The 14,796-nt window shown below is 38.1% G+C and carries 14 protein-coding genes and 1 pseudogene; 11 read left to right on the forward strand and 4 right to left on the reverse strand.

The features are described from left to right. Positions 1 to 71: 71 nt before the first annotated feature. The 7 genes and pseudogenes from HC728_RS20420 to HC728_RS13925 form a co-directional block, all read left to right on the forward strand. Positions 72 to 419, forward strand: a pseudogene (locus HC728_RS20420) (AAA family ATPase); the annotation flags it as partial. A gap of 8 nt (positions 420 to 427) precedes the next feature. Next, complete coding sequence (locus HC728_RS13900) at positions 428 to 1,366, forward strand: DUF58 domain-containing protein (protein ID WP_017018561.1); 939 nt, start codon at positions 428 to 430, stop codon at positions 1,364 to 1,366. Then, positions 1,363 to 1,902, forward strand: coding sequence for a DUF4381 domain-containing protein (locus HC728_RS13905; protein WP_012533003.1), 540 nt, complete (start codon positions 1,363 to 1,365; stop codon positions 1,900 to 1,902). The genes HC728_RS13900 and HC728_RS13905 overlap by 4 nt, the downstream gene beginning before the upstream one ends. Next, positions 1,892 to 2,962: a VWA domain-containing protein gene (locus HC728_RS13910; RefSeq protein ID WP_155662476.1), complete on the forward strand. Its 1,071-nt coding sequence runs from the start codon at positions 1,892 to 1,894 to the stop codon at positions 2,960 to 2,962. Before HC728_RS13905 ends, HC728_RS13910 begins: the two co-directional genes overlap by 11 nt. Continuing rightward, positions 2,955 to 4,652 carry a VWA domain-containing protein gene (locus tag HC728_RS13915; RefSeq protein ID WP_190395667.1) on the forward strand — a complete coding sequence of 566 codons (1,698 nt, stop codon included), beginning with the start codon at positions 2,955 to 2,957 and terminating at the stop codon, positions 4,650 to 4,652. Before HC728_RS13910 ends, HC728_RS13915 begins: the two co-directional genes overlap by 8 nt. After that, positions 4,652 to 5,962, forward strand: coding sequence for a BatD family protein (locus HC728_RS13920; RefSeq protein WP_190395668.1), 1,311 nt, complete (start codon positions 4,652 to 4,654; stop codon positions 5,960 to 5,962). Before HC728_RS13915 ends, HC728_RS13920 begins: the two co-directional genes overlap by 1 nt. A gap of 90 nt (positions 5,963 to 6,052) precedes the next feature. Next, positions 6,053 to 6,955: a LysR family transcriptional regulator gene (locus HC728_RS13925; RefSeq protein WP_190395669.1), complete on the forward strand. Its 903-nt coding sequence runs from the start codon at positions 6,053 to 6,055 to the stop codon at positions 6,953 to 6,955. 73 nt (positions 6,956 to 7,028) lie between these two features. On the opposite strand, the gene HC728_RS13930 is transcribed toward HC728_RS13925, so the two are convergent. Then, the gene (locus tag HC728_RS13930) at positions 7,029 to 7,823 is read right to left on the reverse strand and encodes a formylglycine-generating enzyme family protein (RefSeq protein WP_370539790.1); all 795 of its coding nucleotides are present in this window, start codon (positions 7,821 to 7,823) and stop codon (positions 7,029 to 7,031) included. Between the two features lie 201 nt (positions 7,824 to 8,024). On the opposite strand from HC728_RS13930, the gene HC728_RS13935 reads away from it, so the two are divergent. Further along, positions 8,025 to 9,341 (forward strand): anaerobic sulfatase maturase, encoded by a 1,317-nt coding sequence (locus HC728_RS13935; RefSeq protein WP_011262009.1) that lies wholly within the window; start codon positions 8,025 to 8,027, stop codon positions 9,339 to 9,341. A gap of 24 nt (positions 9,342 to 9,365) precedes the next feature. Next, the gene (locus HC728_RS13940) at positions 9,366 to 10,370 is read left to right on the forward strand and encodes a tetratricopeptide repeat protein (protein ID WP_190395670.1); all 1,005 of its coding nucleotides are present in this window, start codon (positions 9,366 to 9,368) and stop codon (positions 10,368 to 10,370) included. 89 nt (positions 10,371 to 10,459) lie between these two features. Here HC728_RS13940 and HC728_RS13945 read toward each other — a convergent pair whose 3' ends face one another. After that, positions 10,460 to 11,842 (reverse strand): MATE family efflux transporter, encoded by a 1,383-nt coding sequence (locus tag HC728_RS13945; RefSeq protein WP_012533621.1) that lies wholly within the window; start codon positions 11,840 to 11,842, stop codon positions 10,460 to 10,462. A 258-nt stretch (positions 11,843 to 12,100) separates the two neighbouring features. On the opposite strand from HC728_RS13945, the gene HC728_RS13950 reads away from it, so the two are divergent. After that, a complete protein-coding gene (locus HC728_RS13950) occupies positions 12,101 to 12,709 on the forward strand; it encodes a riboflavin synthase (protein ID WP_017018567.1) in 609 nt (202 codons plus the stop codon). 6 nt (positions 12,710 to 12,715) lie between these two features. Here HC728_RS13950 and HC728_RS13955 read toward each other — a convergent pair whose 3' ends face one another. Both HC728_RS13955 and HC728_RS13960 read right to left on the reverse strand, forming a co-directional pair. Then, complete coding sequence (locus HC728_RS13955; RefSeq protein ID WP_005419435.1) at positions 12,716 to 12,919, reverse strand: CPXCG motif-containing cysteine-rich protein; 204 nt, start codon at positions 12,917 to 12,919, stop codon at positions 12,716 to 12,718. Between the two features lie 236 nt (positions 12,920 to 13,155). Further along, positions 13,156 to 14,022, reverse strand: a complete 867-nt coding sequence (locus HC728_RS13960) for a fructosamine kinase family protein (protein WP_012533632.1) — start codon at positions 14,020 to 14,022, stop codon at positions 13,156 to 13,158. Positions 14,023 to 14,279: 257 nt separating this feature from the next. Between HC728_RS13960 and HC728_RS13965 the strand changes: the two genes are divergently transcribed. Beyond that, positions 14,280 to 14,615: a DUF3802 family protein gene (locus tag HC728_RS13965; RefSeq protein WP_012533562.1), complete on the forward strand. Its 336-nt coding sequence runs from the start codon at positions 14,280 to 14,282 to the stop codon at positions 14,613 to 14,615. Positions 14,616 to 14,796: the final 181 nt, after the last annotated feature.

A 14,796-nucleotide genomic window follows, 5' to 3' on the forward strand; every position in this document is an offset into this window, starting at 1 on the left:
CATTGGATAAGGCGTGTTCAGAAAATGATACGACTCCTAAGCCTGATGCTATTCAATTGGATCCGTCGGTAGTTATGCAAGCGAGAGCTGAGCTGTCCAAAATTGAAGTTTCAGAAATTAGTGAGCGTTATATTGTGGCGTTAGTGATGGCGACACGTAAGCCTGAGCGTTACGAAGAATCTAATTTATCTCGTTGGGTTGAAGTTGGTTCAAGTCCGCGAGCATCTATTGCATTAGATAAATGTGCCCGTGCTTATGCTTGGTTACAGGGTAGAGATTATGTAGAGCCCGATGATATTCGAGCAATGGCGCATTCAGTTCTCGGTCATCGTGTTACGTTAAGTTATGACGCTTTAGCGGATGGTATAACGCAAGAACAGGTGATAAATGAATTATTGGATCACGTTGTTATTGGGTAGGGCTTTTGATGACAGAGAAAAGCACAGACGCACGCATACACTGTGAATATAGCAAACTGGTAAAATTACAGTCTCAAGCTGGTTTTTTTAGTTTGCTTCCTAACCTAAAATCAGGGACGGCATTGTCTGGTCGTCACTCTTCCGTATTTCGTGGACGCGGATTAAATTTTGAAGAGTTAAGACACTACCAATTAGGGGATGATATCCGAAACCTTGATTGGAAAGTGACCATGCGAACAGGCAAACCTCATGTTCGTTCCTATACCGAAGAGAAAGACCGAAATTTTATTATCTGTGTTGATCAACGCAGTAGTATGTTTTTTTCGTCGGTCGATACGATGAAATCGGTGGTTGCGGCAGAATTAGCCGCTTTAACAGCATGGCGCATTTTGCAAGACAGTGATCGTGTTGGTTTTGTCATTAATGCTACCGAGAAATTACACTGGTTAACCCCAAAACGTTCTCAAGGTGATTTACTCCATCGATTGCAATTGTTAGCAAGCTCAAATCAGTCTCTAAACGTGACGAGTACCGATGTTGATTCTGTTAGTTTTACACAATTTGTCACCTTGCTTGGTCGCTTAAAACTCAAAGAAGCCACGATTATTATTTTGAGTGATTGGAGTGGTGCAACTCCTGATGATGTTACTCATTTAAAACACCTTCAAAAGCATAATGATGTGCTTGGTGTTCTTATCTCTGATCCTTTCGAATCAATGTTTCCTTCATTAAATAATGAATGGGTTGTTGGTGATGGGGATTTTCAAATTAACTTAAATGATGCCAAAAAGTTTGATTTAGCGAATAAAGGACTTGCTGAGCATCAGTCATTGAAAAAAGAACAACTTATTCAATTAATGGCAGCAAAAGGACTTCCTACTGTAGAAGTGGATACGTCAGGATCTCATATTGAGCAGTTCAAGCGTGCAATAGGAGGGCGTCGATGAGCGTACATCAACCACCTAGCAGTTATATATTAAAAAAATTAAGTGAAGTGACGGTTCCTGAGCACGTCAGTTGGTTTCCTCAAACCATTGGATGGAAAATTCTCGCATTTGTATTGCTTGCATTTATTGTCTACAAAAGTGTGTTATGGCTAAAACGATGGTGGACAAATCGTTATCGTCGTGAAGCATTGGATGTGCTTTTATTACTGCGAGATTCACAAGTACCTAATCAATCTATCAGTTATGAAATATTTGAAGTGATGAAAGCGGTATTAGTGTATATCGACCCGCGTCGCTCTAATCAATTTGGAGATGCTTTTTTGAAAGCGCTTGATTCATATGGAAGCGATGACAAAGAGACATTTGATTCAGAATTAGGTGAAAAATGGATGCGCTCATTAGTTCAATCACAAAAAGCATTAAATGAACAAGAAATTGCAGCCTTATTTGCGTTGTGCATCGATTGGTTAGAAAGTCACAAAGATATAAAAACGGCGAGCCAAGACATTAAAAAAGGAGAGGATTATGCCGTTTGATCAACTTGAATTAGCAAATCCATATTGGTTATGGATGCTTCCTTTACCACTGATAATATATTGGTTTATACCTGCATATCGAACACGTCAATCAGCGATTAAAGTGCCATTTTTTGATGTGTTGGTTAAAGCGTTAGATGAGGAACCATCAGAAGGGGCAAGCCAATTAAGTGCAAGTTTATGGCAAAAAGCATTTTTGGTTGTGTCGTGGTGTCTGCTTATTTTTGCTTTAACAAAGCCAACGATATTAGGTGAACCACAAACCCGTGAAAGTTTAGGCCGTGATGTCATGGTTGTGGTGGATTTATCAGGTTCAATGGCTGAGCAAGACTTTGTCTCTAAACAATCATCAGATTCAGGCACAGTAAAGAAGATTTCACGTCTCGAAGCAACAAAGGAAGTACTAGCCGATTTTGTTAAGACACGCAAAGGCGATCGTTTAGGACTTATCTTATTTGGTGATGCTGCCTTTGTACAAACGCCATTCACGGCTGATCAATCCGTTTGGCTTGAATTGTTGAATCAAACAGACGTTGCAATGGCAGGGCAAAGTACTCACCTAGGTGATGCCATTGGCCTTGCGATTAAAGTGTTTGAGCAGAGCAGCGAAGATAAAGCGTCAGCAGAAGAAAAGGCAAAACCACGAGAAAAAGTCGCGATTGTTTTAACGGATGGTAACGACACCGGCAGTTATGTTGAACCTATTGATGCCGCGAAAGTTGCAGCAGCGAAAGGCGTGCGTATACATATGATTGCAATGGGTGATCCTCGAACTGTGGGTGAGCAAGCCTTGGATATGAACATCATTAATCGTGTTGCTAAAGAGTCTGGAGGTAAAGCATTCCAGGCGATTAACCGTGATGAATTAGAACAAGCTTATGATGAAATTGGTGAGTTAGAACCTCAACTTTATGAAAGTACGACTTACCGACCAAAGCAGTCAATTCACCAATACCCAGCAATGCTAATTGTTGCAATGTATTTGTTTGCCTTTGGTTTTGCCACTATTAGACGTCATTTTTCATCGTCTTCAAAAAAAGCAGGAGAAAAGCATGTTTGATCTTCTGATGTGGCAACAAATTGTCAATGAATTTCATTTTATTCGTCCACTATGGCTATTGGCCTTGATTCCATTAAGTATTGTTATTTATTTACGTTGGAAACAAGACAGCAAAAATGAGTGGCAGCAAGAATTACCAAAACACCTTCGTTCAGTGCTAACGGTTAATGATGTTGGTTGGAAAAAACAACTACCACTAAAATTATTGGCTGTTTCTATGCTCGTAGCCATTGTGGTTTGTGCTGGTCCCACATGGGAGCGTGAGGCTTCGCCATTTGGTGAAGATAAAGCCGCATTGCTTATTGTATTAGATAATAGTGAATCCATGTTGCAAAAAGATTTAGCTCCGAATCGATTAGAACGCTCTAAGCAAAAGATTCGAGATTTGATTGCACTACGTAAAGGAGGGAAAACAGGACTTGTTGTCTTTTCAGGAACGTCACATTTGGCTATGCCGTTAACCAAAGATAACTCCGTTTTTGCGCCATTCTTAGCGGCGATTCAGCCTGATATCATGCCTATAGAAGGGAAGAATGCAGAAAGTGCATTACCACTCATTGAGCCTCAATTAGGGACAGAGAGTGCGGGAACCGTGTTATTAATTACGGATGGCGCTAACCCTGAAACCATCGCGGCTTATGAGAAATACTTTTCTAAGAGTCGTCATCAACTGCTTGTGCTTGCTGCCGGTAATGAAAACAGAGCGAGTGACAATCCGATGGATTATGCCTCATTAAAAAAATTAGCAAGTAAAAGTGGTGGAAGCGTTATAAACGTTACTGTAGATGATAGCGACGTTCGTAGCTTAAACAGTAAAGTCGAGCGACATATGCAATTAAATAATGAATCAGCTATGCCGTGGAAAGACATGGGTTATTACCTACTATTTCCTGTTTCACTACTTATGTTGTCATGGTTCAGAAGAGGGTGGTTAGTGAAATGGTGCCTCGTGGTGGTATTGGTTTCCCCTACATTTTATTCAATGCCAACGTACGCAGAAACCGTAAGTTTAAAAGCGAAAACTCAAGAACCTGTTAAAGAAGTGACGTTATGGGAAAAAACGACAGATTGGTGGATGGATTTGTGGTTAACCCCCGATCAACAAGGGCAATGGTATTTTGATAAATCAGAATATTTAAAAGCAGCAAAAAGTTATCAAGACCCATTAATGAAGGGTACTGCGTATTATTATGCAGGTGAGTATAAGTTAGCTCACAGTGCTTTTATTGCTGTGAAATCTGATTTAGGAATGTTTAATGCTGCAAATGCGTTGGCTCGACAAAGAGAATATGTTGCTGCGAGAGACATCTATCGTATGTTGTTAAAGAAAGATCTCGATCCTGATTTAAAAGAAAAAACGCAGAATAACTTAAACGTCATGCAAGGCATTGTTGATGAGGTCAACCGGATGAGTGAAAGCCAAAAAGGCACGACAGATGGCCCAGAAGAGTCATTTGAACTGGGTGATGATAAGCCTAGAACCGGTGATGGTGCAGATGAAGAAGTGGACTCTTCTTTAATGACGAAAGAAAGTTTAAATGCAAATGAGATCTTAGGAAGCCAAGAGTTGGCAGACAAATGGCTTCGTCGTGTTGAGGCTGAACCAAAATATTTCTTGCGTGCCAAGTTTCAATTACAACTTCGTGAACAAACAAGTAATACACAAATGCAAAATGAAGAGGTGAAATAATGTCTCAGCATAATGATAAACGACGTTTAATACACCTTCTTGTATTTATGATAGTACTGCTTATTACGGTAAGTTTCAGTGCAAGATCCAATGCAGCGGACAAACTTGAAAGTGCTGATAATGTCTCGATTAAAACGTGGTTAAGTGAACCATCAAAAACAGATGAAGAGCAGAAAGCATATGCCATTAATCAACAAATTATTTTGTATATAGAAGTGGTTACTCCAAGATGGTTTACTGGCGGTACTCGCATTGCTGCAATTGATATTCCCAACGTTGCAGTGAAACAACGTAATCAACTTGCAACCAATTTTACTGAACGTAAAAACGGAGTAACTTGGACGCATCAACGCTGGGAAGTGACATTGTATCCTCAAAAAGCGGGTACTTATGTTATTCCTCCTACGGCGGTAAAAGTGCAAGTATCAAAAGAAGGTGTAGGTAATGTCTCAGGAACCATTTATACCCAAGCTCAAACATTTAAAGTAATTAAACCGTCTGGGTTACTTGATGATAAACAACAATGGGTGTCTGGTTTAGATTTTACCGTGCAACAAAAATGGGATACGTCTAATTCAGAACTCGAAGCTGGCGATTCTATAACTCGTACGATTACAATTAAAGGCGCAGATACACTTGCCATGTTGATCCCTGAAGTTTTGCCATCGACATCAAGTACGCATTATCAAACCTATAATCAACCACCTAAATTGAGTGATACACAAACTCGAGGTGACTATTTATCTCAACGAGAAGAATCTTCCGTTTATGTATTACAAACGGGTGGAGAAGTTACGTTTCCTGCTCTTGAGTTAGTTTGGTGGGATGTTGATGCAGGTGAATTAAAAACGATTAATATTGAAGGGCAAACCTTTGTGGTATCACACACTTTGCGCTCTTGGTTTATTGAATATTGGAAACTATTCGCAGTTTGTGTATCCATTCTTCTAATTCTTATCTTCGCTGTTATTAAAACCGTGCGTTATTATCAAACTCATCCACTTCCGGCATGGCTTGTATATTCTAGAGCAGTAAATAAAGAGGAGTGGGGAACGGTTAGAATGTTGCTTTATCGTTTATTGAGAGAAACAGATAGTCTCGTTGAGCTCAAAGCGTATGAAAGAAAGCAAGAATGGCAGAGTGAAACAACACAATTTCAAAATAAAAAGGTGACAACGTCACTATCTAAGCGGTTATGGAAAGCAATTAGTCGTCGAGATACTGCTAAATATCAATTAGGAGAAAGAATTAAATTTAAGAAGGCTTTGCCTCTGCTGAATAAGTATCGAATAAACAAAAAGAAAAAGTAAGATAATCAACACAGAACTGATGGACTGTACTTGTTTCATCTGCTCAGTTATATAAAGTGAAATCAGGAAGAATCAGCCGTGTCGGTTATTATGAAAAGCACAGAACTAAACTTGATCCCCATTTTTGTCGCCATCTATGAAGAGAAAAACCTTTCAAAGGCGGCGATAAGAATGAATATTAGCCAACCTGCGGTGAGCAAAGCATTAAAACGTTTACGAGAAATCTATGATGATGCACTTTTTCATCGAAATACGACAGGAGTAGAACCTACCGTTTTTGCTTCAGATATTTATCCCGCAATGTCTGCTGCACTTAAGAATTTTACTTCTACGTTGTCCGCATCAAGAGAGTTTGATCCTAAGACATCCAATCGAATTTTCTCAATTGCGGTTGTGTCTACGGTTAACTACTCATTAATACCAAAGTTGGTGAAGCAACTTCGTTTATCTGCGCCTAATATTTCATTAGAAATACATCCTCAATTTACTGAAGATTTAGAATCAGATTTACGTTTACAGCGTTATGATTTAGTTATCGATATGGCGATACGAGGACGAACTATTTTAAAATCTGAAGTGGTTTATACCGAAATATTAAAAGTTGTTTGCAGTAAAGATCACCCAAGAATAGGGGATTCAATTAGCCTTGAACAATTCTTAAGTGAAGAGCATGTTGCTGCGTCTCGTTGGCACAGCCGAAGCAGTTTATTGAATGCTGAAGATATAGGAGAGTTAGAAGCTCGCAATATTGTTATTCGTGCAGCTGGTGCTTTTGAGATGATGCCAATCATTGGCTCGACAGAGATGATTGGAATGTTACCTCAGTCAACATTGGATGATTTAGGTGATTATTATAATTTGAAGTCGTTGGATTTACCTTTTAATCGTCAACAACATGAACTATGCAGTATTTGGCATCCAAGTCGAAGTAATGACAGTGGTCATCGTTGGTTGCGTCAGCAAATTCAAAAAGCAGCAAAAAACGATTTTTAAACAAACAGCGCCGAACTTGCGGCGCTGTTTTTATTTGTGAAGAATTAATTTTGAATGAAGATTTTTAGTAAGTTTAGTTTTTATCTCTTACTAATCGTAATCCCATGTCCGACATAATAATGGACTGACTTGCAAAATCTCGTCGATAGTTTTCTGACTCATTTGCATCATAAGAAAAGCTACTGCCGCGAACTGATTTATGCACTAAACCACTTGCTTCGTCTCGTGCGTTGTTAGGGTTATCTTTTGGTGAAACACGGTAAAAATTATCATCATAGGCGTCACTCACAAACTCACCAACATTACCAGTCATGTCATATAAACCTAGTTCATTCGGTTGCTTCATTCCAACAGGGTGTGCGCGATTATTGGCATTTTTAGAATACCAAGCAACATCATCAATATTGTCTGAACCACTATAAATATAACCTTTACTTAAATTTCCTCCACGAGCAGCGAATTCCCATTCAGCTTCGGTAGGTAGTCGATAAGTTTCACCTGTCAGCTCATTTAATTTTTGAATGAAAAAATTAGCCTGCTGCCAACTTAAGTTATTAACTGGAACATTAGGATTTTGGAAATAGCTGAGAGAAGAGCCCATGACTGACTCAAAAATTTCTTGAGTAACTTCGAACTTAGAAATATAGAAATCATTCACCATCACGGTATGAGCCGGCTTTTCTGATTTTTTTGCTTCAGGCGTATTTGACCCCATTTCAAATTCTCCACCTTGAACGGACACCATATTTTGTTCAATTTTTTGAGTGATGGGATGTGGAGGTGTACTTGTGCATCCCAACAAAGCAAAGCAGAGGATTGAGATAGGCAAAAAAGTTTTGTTTTTGGTAAAAAAAGAGACGTTAAACATGACATCCTCAACAGTTATTTTTGTACGTTTATCATACAGTAACTTAACATTCCAAATTGGAATAACGTATATAACTAATAGAGTAGTTCTTTTTGTTTATTATAAAGTTAGAACTTACTTAGTGGCAAAACTATAAGGGTGGTTTTCTGTTTTGCTAGGTAAGTTCTACTTAACCAAATTCGTAAAATAATAGGAATCAATATGATCATTACTCAAGGCCCACAATTTCAAGGTAAAGCATCAAAACGATTACATGTTATGGCCAAGCCTATTGGTGCTGTATGTAATATCGATTGTTCTTATTGTTATTATCTAAGTAAAGAAGATTTACTTGAGTATAAAAAGGGTTGTTCACCTCAAATGGATGACGAAACACTTGAAACTTATATTCGTCAATATATCGAAGGGCAAAACACGCCAGAGATTATTTTTTCATGGCAAGGTGGTGAGCCGACGTTATTAGGTCTTGATTATTTTAAAAAAATTGTTGAGTTTCAAAAGAAATACCAACCTGAAGGGATCTTGATCTCTAATGATTTACAGACAAACGGTACGTTATTAACTGATAAATGGTGTGAGTTTCTTGCTGAAAACAATTTTTTAGTTGGTTTGAGTATTGATGGCCCTGAAATGCTGCATAATGCTTATCGTACCAACAAAGCGGGTCGTGGTACGTTTAAACAGGTGATGAATGCTGTTGAATTATTGCATAAACACAATGTGAAATTTGCCACGTTAACATGTGTGAATAATTTAACGAGCCGAAACCCTCTTGAAGTATATCGATTTTTACGTGATGTGGTGAAATCGCCACAAATGCAGTTTATCCCAATCGTTGAGCAAAAAACGTTTAGAACGGTTGCTCCTCAAACCGAGCAAATTGCAGCACAGTTGCGTCAAGGCGATAAACGTTTAATTCCTGGTAATAAAGAATCCATTATGGAGCCGTGGTGTGTTTCTGATGAAGCATGGGGCAATTTCTTAATTGCTGTATTTGATGAATGGACTCAGCATGACCTAGGTAAAGTATTTGTTCAGTATTTTGAAGCCAGTGTTGAAACATGGATGGGCCGTAAAAACCCATTATGTACATTAGGTGAGATTTGCGGAAAAGGCTTAGCAATGGAACACAATGGAGATGTGTTTGCTTGTGACCATTATGTGTACCCTGAATATAAAATCGGAAATATTCATAATGAAGAGCTGGATACATTAGCATTCAGTCGCAAACAACAAGAGTTTGGCTTTGCAAAATCAAAAACATTAACCACTCAATGTCAGAAGTGTGAATACAAATTTGCATGTCATGGAGAATGTCCTAAAAACCGTTTTATTAAAACACGTGACGGTGAACCAGGATTAAATTATTTGTGTGCAGGTTGGAAGAAGTTCTTTGCTCATGCGGATAAATCAATCGCTTATATATTGAAAATGCTAGGGAATCCTGTTCAGCACGGTAAATACAGCGATGCGAAGATGCAGCAAGTTCATCAAAATGCTTTTCCTACTAAGTTTTAATAATTTAAGCCTTAAGAGTACCTTATGAAAAAAATAGTCTGCATTAGTTTGTTATCCATATTGGGATTCTCTGTTCCTTCATTTGCAAGTGACAGTGTTGAGAAAGCTCCGTCGATGAATCAAGCGCAAAAGATGAGTCCTGAACAAGAGTTAGCGTATAGGGCTCAAAATAAAAATGAAACGATAGAAAATCGAGCTGATGCGTTACGTCAACTCGCTCGTTTTCCGAACCAAAATAGCTTGGTTGCGGTAGCTAGAGGATTAAAAGATCCCAGCCCTGTTATCCGAGAGGCGGCAATAACGGGATCAGAGTTATACAAATTATCTCATCGTTGGCGAATGATTTCGCCGTTATTGAGTGATCCTGAAATGAGCGTTCGTCTCGCTGCTGGTGTTAACTTGATGCGTGAATATCGTTCTATGAAGGCAGAACAACAGGTTCAAATGGAACCTGTATATAAAGAGCTAGTTGATACTTTAACATCGCAAAATAGAGAGGATACTCAACTGCAATTAGCGGACATATACCGCTGGCATGGTGAGTGGACTAAAGCCGATGTTATTTATCAAAAATTAGTTAAATCTGAACCTGAAAATGCAGAAGTATGGTTGAACTTATCAGATAATTTCCGTGGTCAAAATCAAGATGAACAAGCGCTAGCTACGTTAAATCAAGGTATAAAGCAATTACCAAAAGAAGCGAGTTTATTTTATTCAAAAGCATTAACTCAAGTGCGTTTAAATCAAAAAGAAGACGCGGCTAAATCAATTCAGACAGCTGCAACATTGGCTGATAATAATAGTTATTATTGGTATTTGAATGGTGTTCTACAAGAGAGTGTTGATGTGAAATTAGCAACGGAATCTTTTGAGAAAGCGTATTTAATTTCTGGTTCTCCAGAGCAGTTATATGCTGTGTGTGATATCTATGTGCGATATGGAAATGAAAAAGCAGATGCGTGTTTAGAAGAGCTAGCAAAGGTAGCGCCTGACTATGTTATTGAGCAATTAAAAGAGAAGCGTAAGTAATACCAACTCAAATAATTACTTGATTAGAAAATAAAAAAGCCGAGCATATCTAATATGTTCGGCTTTTTTTATTGTTTTAAGCTGGAAAGTTAGTGCATGATTTGCAGTTCATCTACTTCCATATCGATGCGAGTAGGGTTTCTTTGTAGCCATAGTAGACGACAAGTTAGTAAGATTGCTGATGTCGTTAAGCCACCAATAAAACCGAACCAAAAACCATATACGCCCATTGGTTCTCTAACCCAATCTGTCATACCAAGGATATAACCAGAAGGTAAACCAACTATCCAGTAGGACACAAAAGTACACTTAAAGATGGCGTTCATGTCTTTATAACCGCGAAGGGCACCAGCAGCAACGACTTGTACGGCATCAGTACACTGATAAATAGCAGCTAGTAACATTAAGCTTACCGCTAAAGTAATTACTTCTTGGTTATCTGAATACAAGTAAGCAATTTGTTCTCTGAAAATAAGAGTTAGAACAGCAGTACAACATGCCATCAACAAACCAAAAGCCAGACCGCAGTAGCTTGCTACTTTTGCTCCATCAAGATCTTTCTCACCTAATTTATGACCAACACGAATACTTACCGCAACAGCGATACTCATAGGGATCATAAAGATCAATGATGAAAAGTTAATCGCAACTTGGTGAGCGGCAACAACCGTAGAGCCTAATGGAGAAACCAGTAATGCAACAGCTGCAAATAAGGTAACTTCAAAGAAAATAGACAAAGCAACAGGAAGCCCTAGTTTGAAAAGGCGATAGATCTCTTTTCTTTGTGGTTTATTCCAGTTTTCATATAGATTTACGCGGCGTAATTTAGGAGCGATAAACGTATACAATGTCATGGTTAAGAACATCAACCAATAAACGATAGCGGTAGCAACACCACAACCAACACCACCAAGAGCAGGAGCGCCAAGCTCACCATAAACAAACATCCAGTTTAATGGAACGTTAGCGGCAAGACCGATGAAACCGATAATCATCGCAGGTGTTGTTAATGACAATCCTTCACAAAAGCTACGCAGAGTTTGGAATAATAAAAATGCTGGCGCGGCCCATAAAACGGCATGTAAATAACCTTGCGTCTTTTCGTATAGCTCAGGCTCTACATCCATAGCGGCAATAATAAAACCTGCGTTATATAAAACCAACATGATAGGAATCGAGGTTAATAGAGCAAGGTAAACACCTTGGTGGATCTCAAATGGTACTTTTTTCGATTTTCCTGAACCGTTCAGTTGAGCTACAACGGGCACAAGAGCCATTAATAGACCAACGCCGAACAATACAGAAGGTAGCCAAACGCTTGCCGCGATAGCAACGGCAGCCATATCAGTTGCGCTCACGCCACCCGCCATTACTGTATCAACAAAGCCCATGCCTGTTTGTGCCACACTTGCAATTAATACAGGTGTAGAAAGTTTAACTAATCGAACGATTTCTTTTTGGTATCTGTGCACTGCGTCACCGTATCAATATATTTGTAAATAAGGAGTTTAATTTATCGATTCATCATCACATAAGGATGTAATGAAGAAAAAAGGTCTGATTGAGTGCTTTGAACAGAGGAACTGTTAAAGGTAAGCAGAAAGGCGCCATTATATAGAAAACAGTGAGCTTCACAAAATGAAATATTCCAAGTATTGTAGATTATTGTAATAAAGTTGAGTGAGTTATTTATAACTCAAATAGTTAATGCAAAATTATTGGAGCTGAAAATGTTTACAGGTATCGTCGCAACCACGGCAAAAGTCGTTAACATTATAAAAAAAGACAAATTTCAAACTCACGTTATTGAAATTCCTGCGCCATATCATCAAGGTTTAGAAATTGGTGCTTCAGTTGCTCATAATGGTTGTTGTTTAACGGTAACTAAAATTGAAAATCAGCAAGTACATTTTGATCTTATCGAAGAAACGTTACGCTTAACGAATCTTGGTTTATTAGACGTAGGACAAGAAGTGAATATAGAGCGTGCAGCTCGTTTTGGTGATGAGATTGGTGGTCATTCAATGTCTGGTCATATTGTTGATGTTATGACGGTTCGTGAAATTATCAAGACGACAGAAAATTGCCAAATATGGTTTGATGTTCCAGCGCAGTGGACAAAATATATTTTACATAAAGGTTATATTGGGGTCGATGGGATCAGTCTGACGATTGGAGATGTCGATGAGAAAGGATTTAATGTAAATTTAATTCCTGAAACTCTAGAGCGTACCAATTTAAGTTCTCGAACAATTGGCGATAAAATTAACTTAGAGATTGATCCGCAAACACAAGCTATTGTAGATACCGTTGAGCGAGTGTTAGCGAACCAACAATAAGATCAACTAAAACAAGCCATCTTCATCATTATTGATAGAAAGACTTACCGATTGAGTATATGGGTTAATCTCCATATTAAATTCAATGGCACGATGGCAAGATGGACAGTCATCGTATACTTTTTTATTTGATTGAGATTGGTCGATAACCATATCAATAGAGTGATGGCAGTTAGGGCACTGGATATTTTTATTAATGTAATTATTCACAACAAACTCCTTTTACTGTTCTGTAATCGTAAATGCCAATTCTCATTAAGTTTCTATAGAATTGGTATAACGCATTAATGAATATCCATTTAATAGTAGAAAAAAGAGTTTGTTTCTGCAGTGAATTAAGTAAAAAAGTTGATTGATGCGATGTTTTAAGCCAAAGAGTTTAACATTAAACAAAAAATGAGATGGTAAGTACCATCTCATTGTATTTGTCGTGTGAATATATATCGTTAGTCATTTAAATTCAGCTTATCGATCAGCTGTTGTGCATGGAACATGTATTCACCACCAAACATATTGCAGTGATTTAATACATGATAAAGACTATATAAGTGCTGACGAGTCTCAAATCCTTCAGAAATAGGGGATATGGATTCATAACCTTCAAAAAAACTGTCTTGAATCCCTCCAAACAACTCAACCATTGCTAAATCACACTCTGCATCTCCCCAATAAGATGCGGGATCGTAACTGATTGGTCCTTTAACACTTAAAGCAATATTTCCATGCCATAAATCACCATGTAATAATGCGGGCTTAGGTTGGTGGTTATGAAGAATTAATTTACTATTTTTAACTAACGTATCAATATCACCAAGAACCATTCCTTTTTCTTTCAGTAATTGAAGTTGCCAACCTATGCGTTGCTCTGCAAAAAAACAATCCCAGCGACGGTGCCAAGTATTCACTTGTAATACGTTACCAAGATAGTTATCGCAATCGAAACCATATTCGAGCTGGTCACCCCATAGGTGGTGATTTGCAAGACTGACACCTAATTCATAAAAAGCGTCTTTATCCATACTTTTTGTTGGGAGGTAATTAAGAACTAAAAATGAATGTTCTTTGGTTGTTCCTATATGGATTGGAGAGGGGACAAAGATATGATCGGATTTATCAAGTTGAGTGAGGCTTTCTATTTCCGTTTCAAATATAGGAAGTTCTGCTTTCTCATTAATTTTGACAAAATAACGCTGACTTCCATTACTTATCATGTAGCAGTCATTTATTTCGCCGCCATTGACACTCTCACGTTCTGAGATAATGAAAGGGCGCTGGGTTACGTCAGAGATTTGTTTTGCAATAGCTTGCCACATAATATTACCTCACAATATCTGATAAACAGACACTAAGCATAGTATATTTGAGATAAATATCTGTGAGGTAAGACTAAAAAACGCCTCATTGTGAAAAGCTTATAGGCAATTCGTAACGAGGAAGTAATAAAGCGTAAAGAAAAGCTATTAAAGAAGTGATGCAAGTGTCAAGGTCAATGGAAAGCATTTGAGTGTCGATCTCAATTTTGATAAATTACTAGTTAGTTAATAATAAATTACAACTAAATGGACAGAATATGATTGTCAACACTGATGGATACCACGCATTAATTGAATATTTGACTGAACACCTTTCAATTTTTGCAAACCAACAAGGTGATACAGGAGAAGAGACGGTTGAAGATATCGTTAATGATCTTGTTGCTTCAAATTTGATGGTCGTTTTTCAGCAAAATCCTGAATTGGATCCTGATGTTAGATTTACACTGCTAAGAGAAGCTGATGCAGTTGTTGATGACTTAGGGGAAGTGCTAGCTGGAGCATGGATTCAAAAAGCGACGAATGAACAAGTAATGTTCTTAGATGATTATATTGGTTTAATTAAAAACTTGTTTGACAGCGCATTTAAATAATTAACGAATATAATGAAATGGTGAAGCTAAGTGAAGTAGGGGTATTTCACTTAGCTTAATTATATGGTCCGCCTCACTCTCAAACTCCTATGCTTAGAGTAGGCATGCAGAAATGAGGTGAATCATATGTCTTCCATCCAAATTTTAGGTATCGATTTAGGTAAACATAGCTTTCACGTGG

The sequence above is a fragment of the Aliivibrio sp. S10_S31 genome (assembly GCF_014694495.1).
Lineage (GTDB): Bacteria > Pseudomonadota > Gammaproteobacteria > Enterobacterales > Vibrionaceae > Aliivibrio > Aliivibrio fischeri.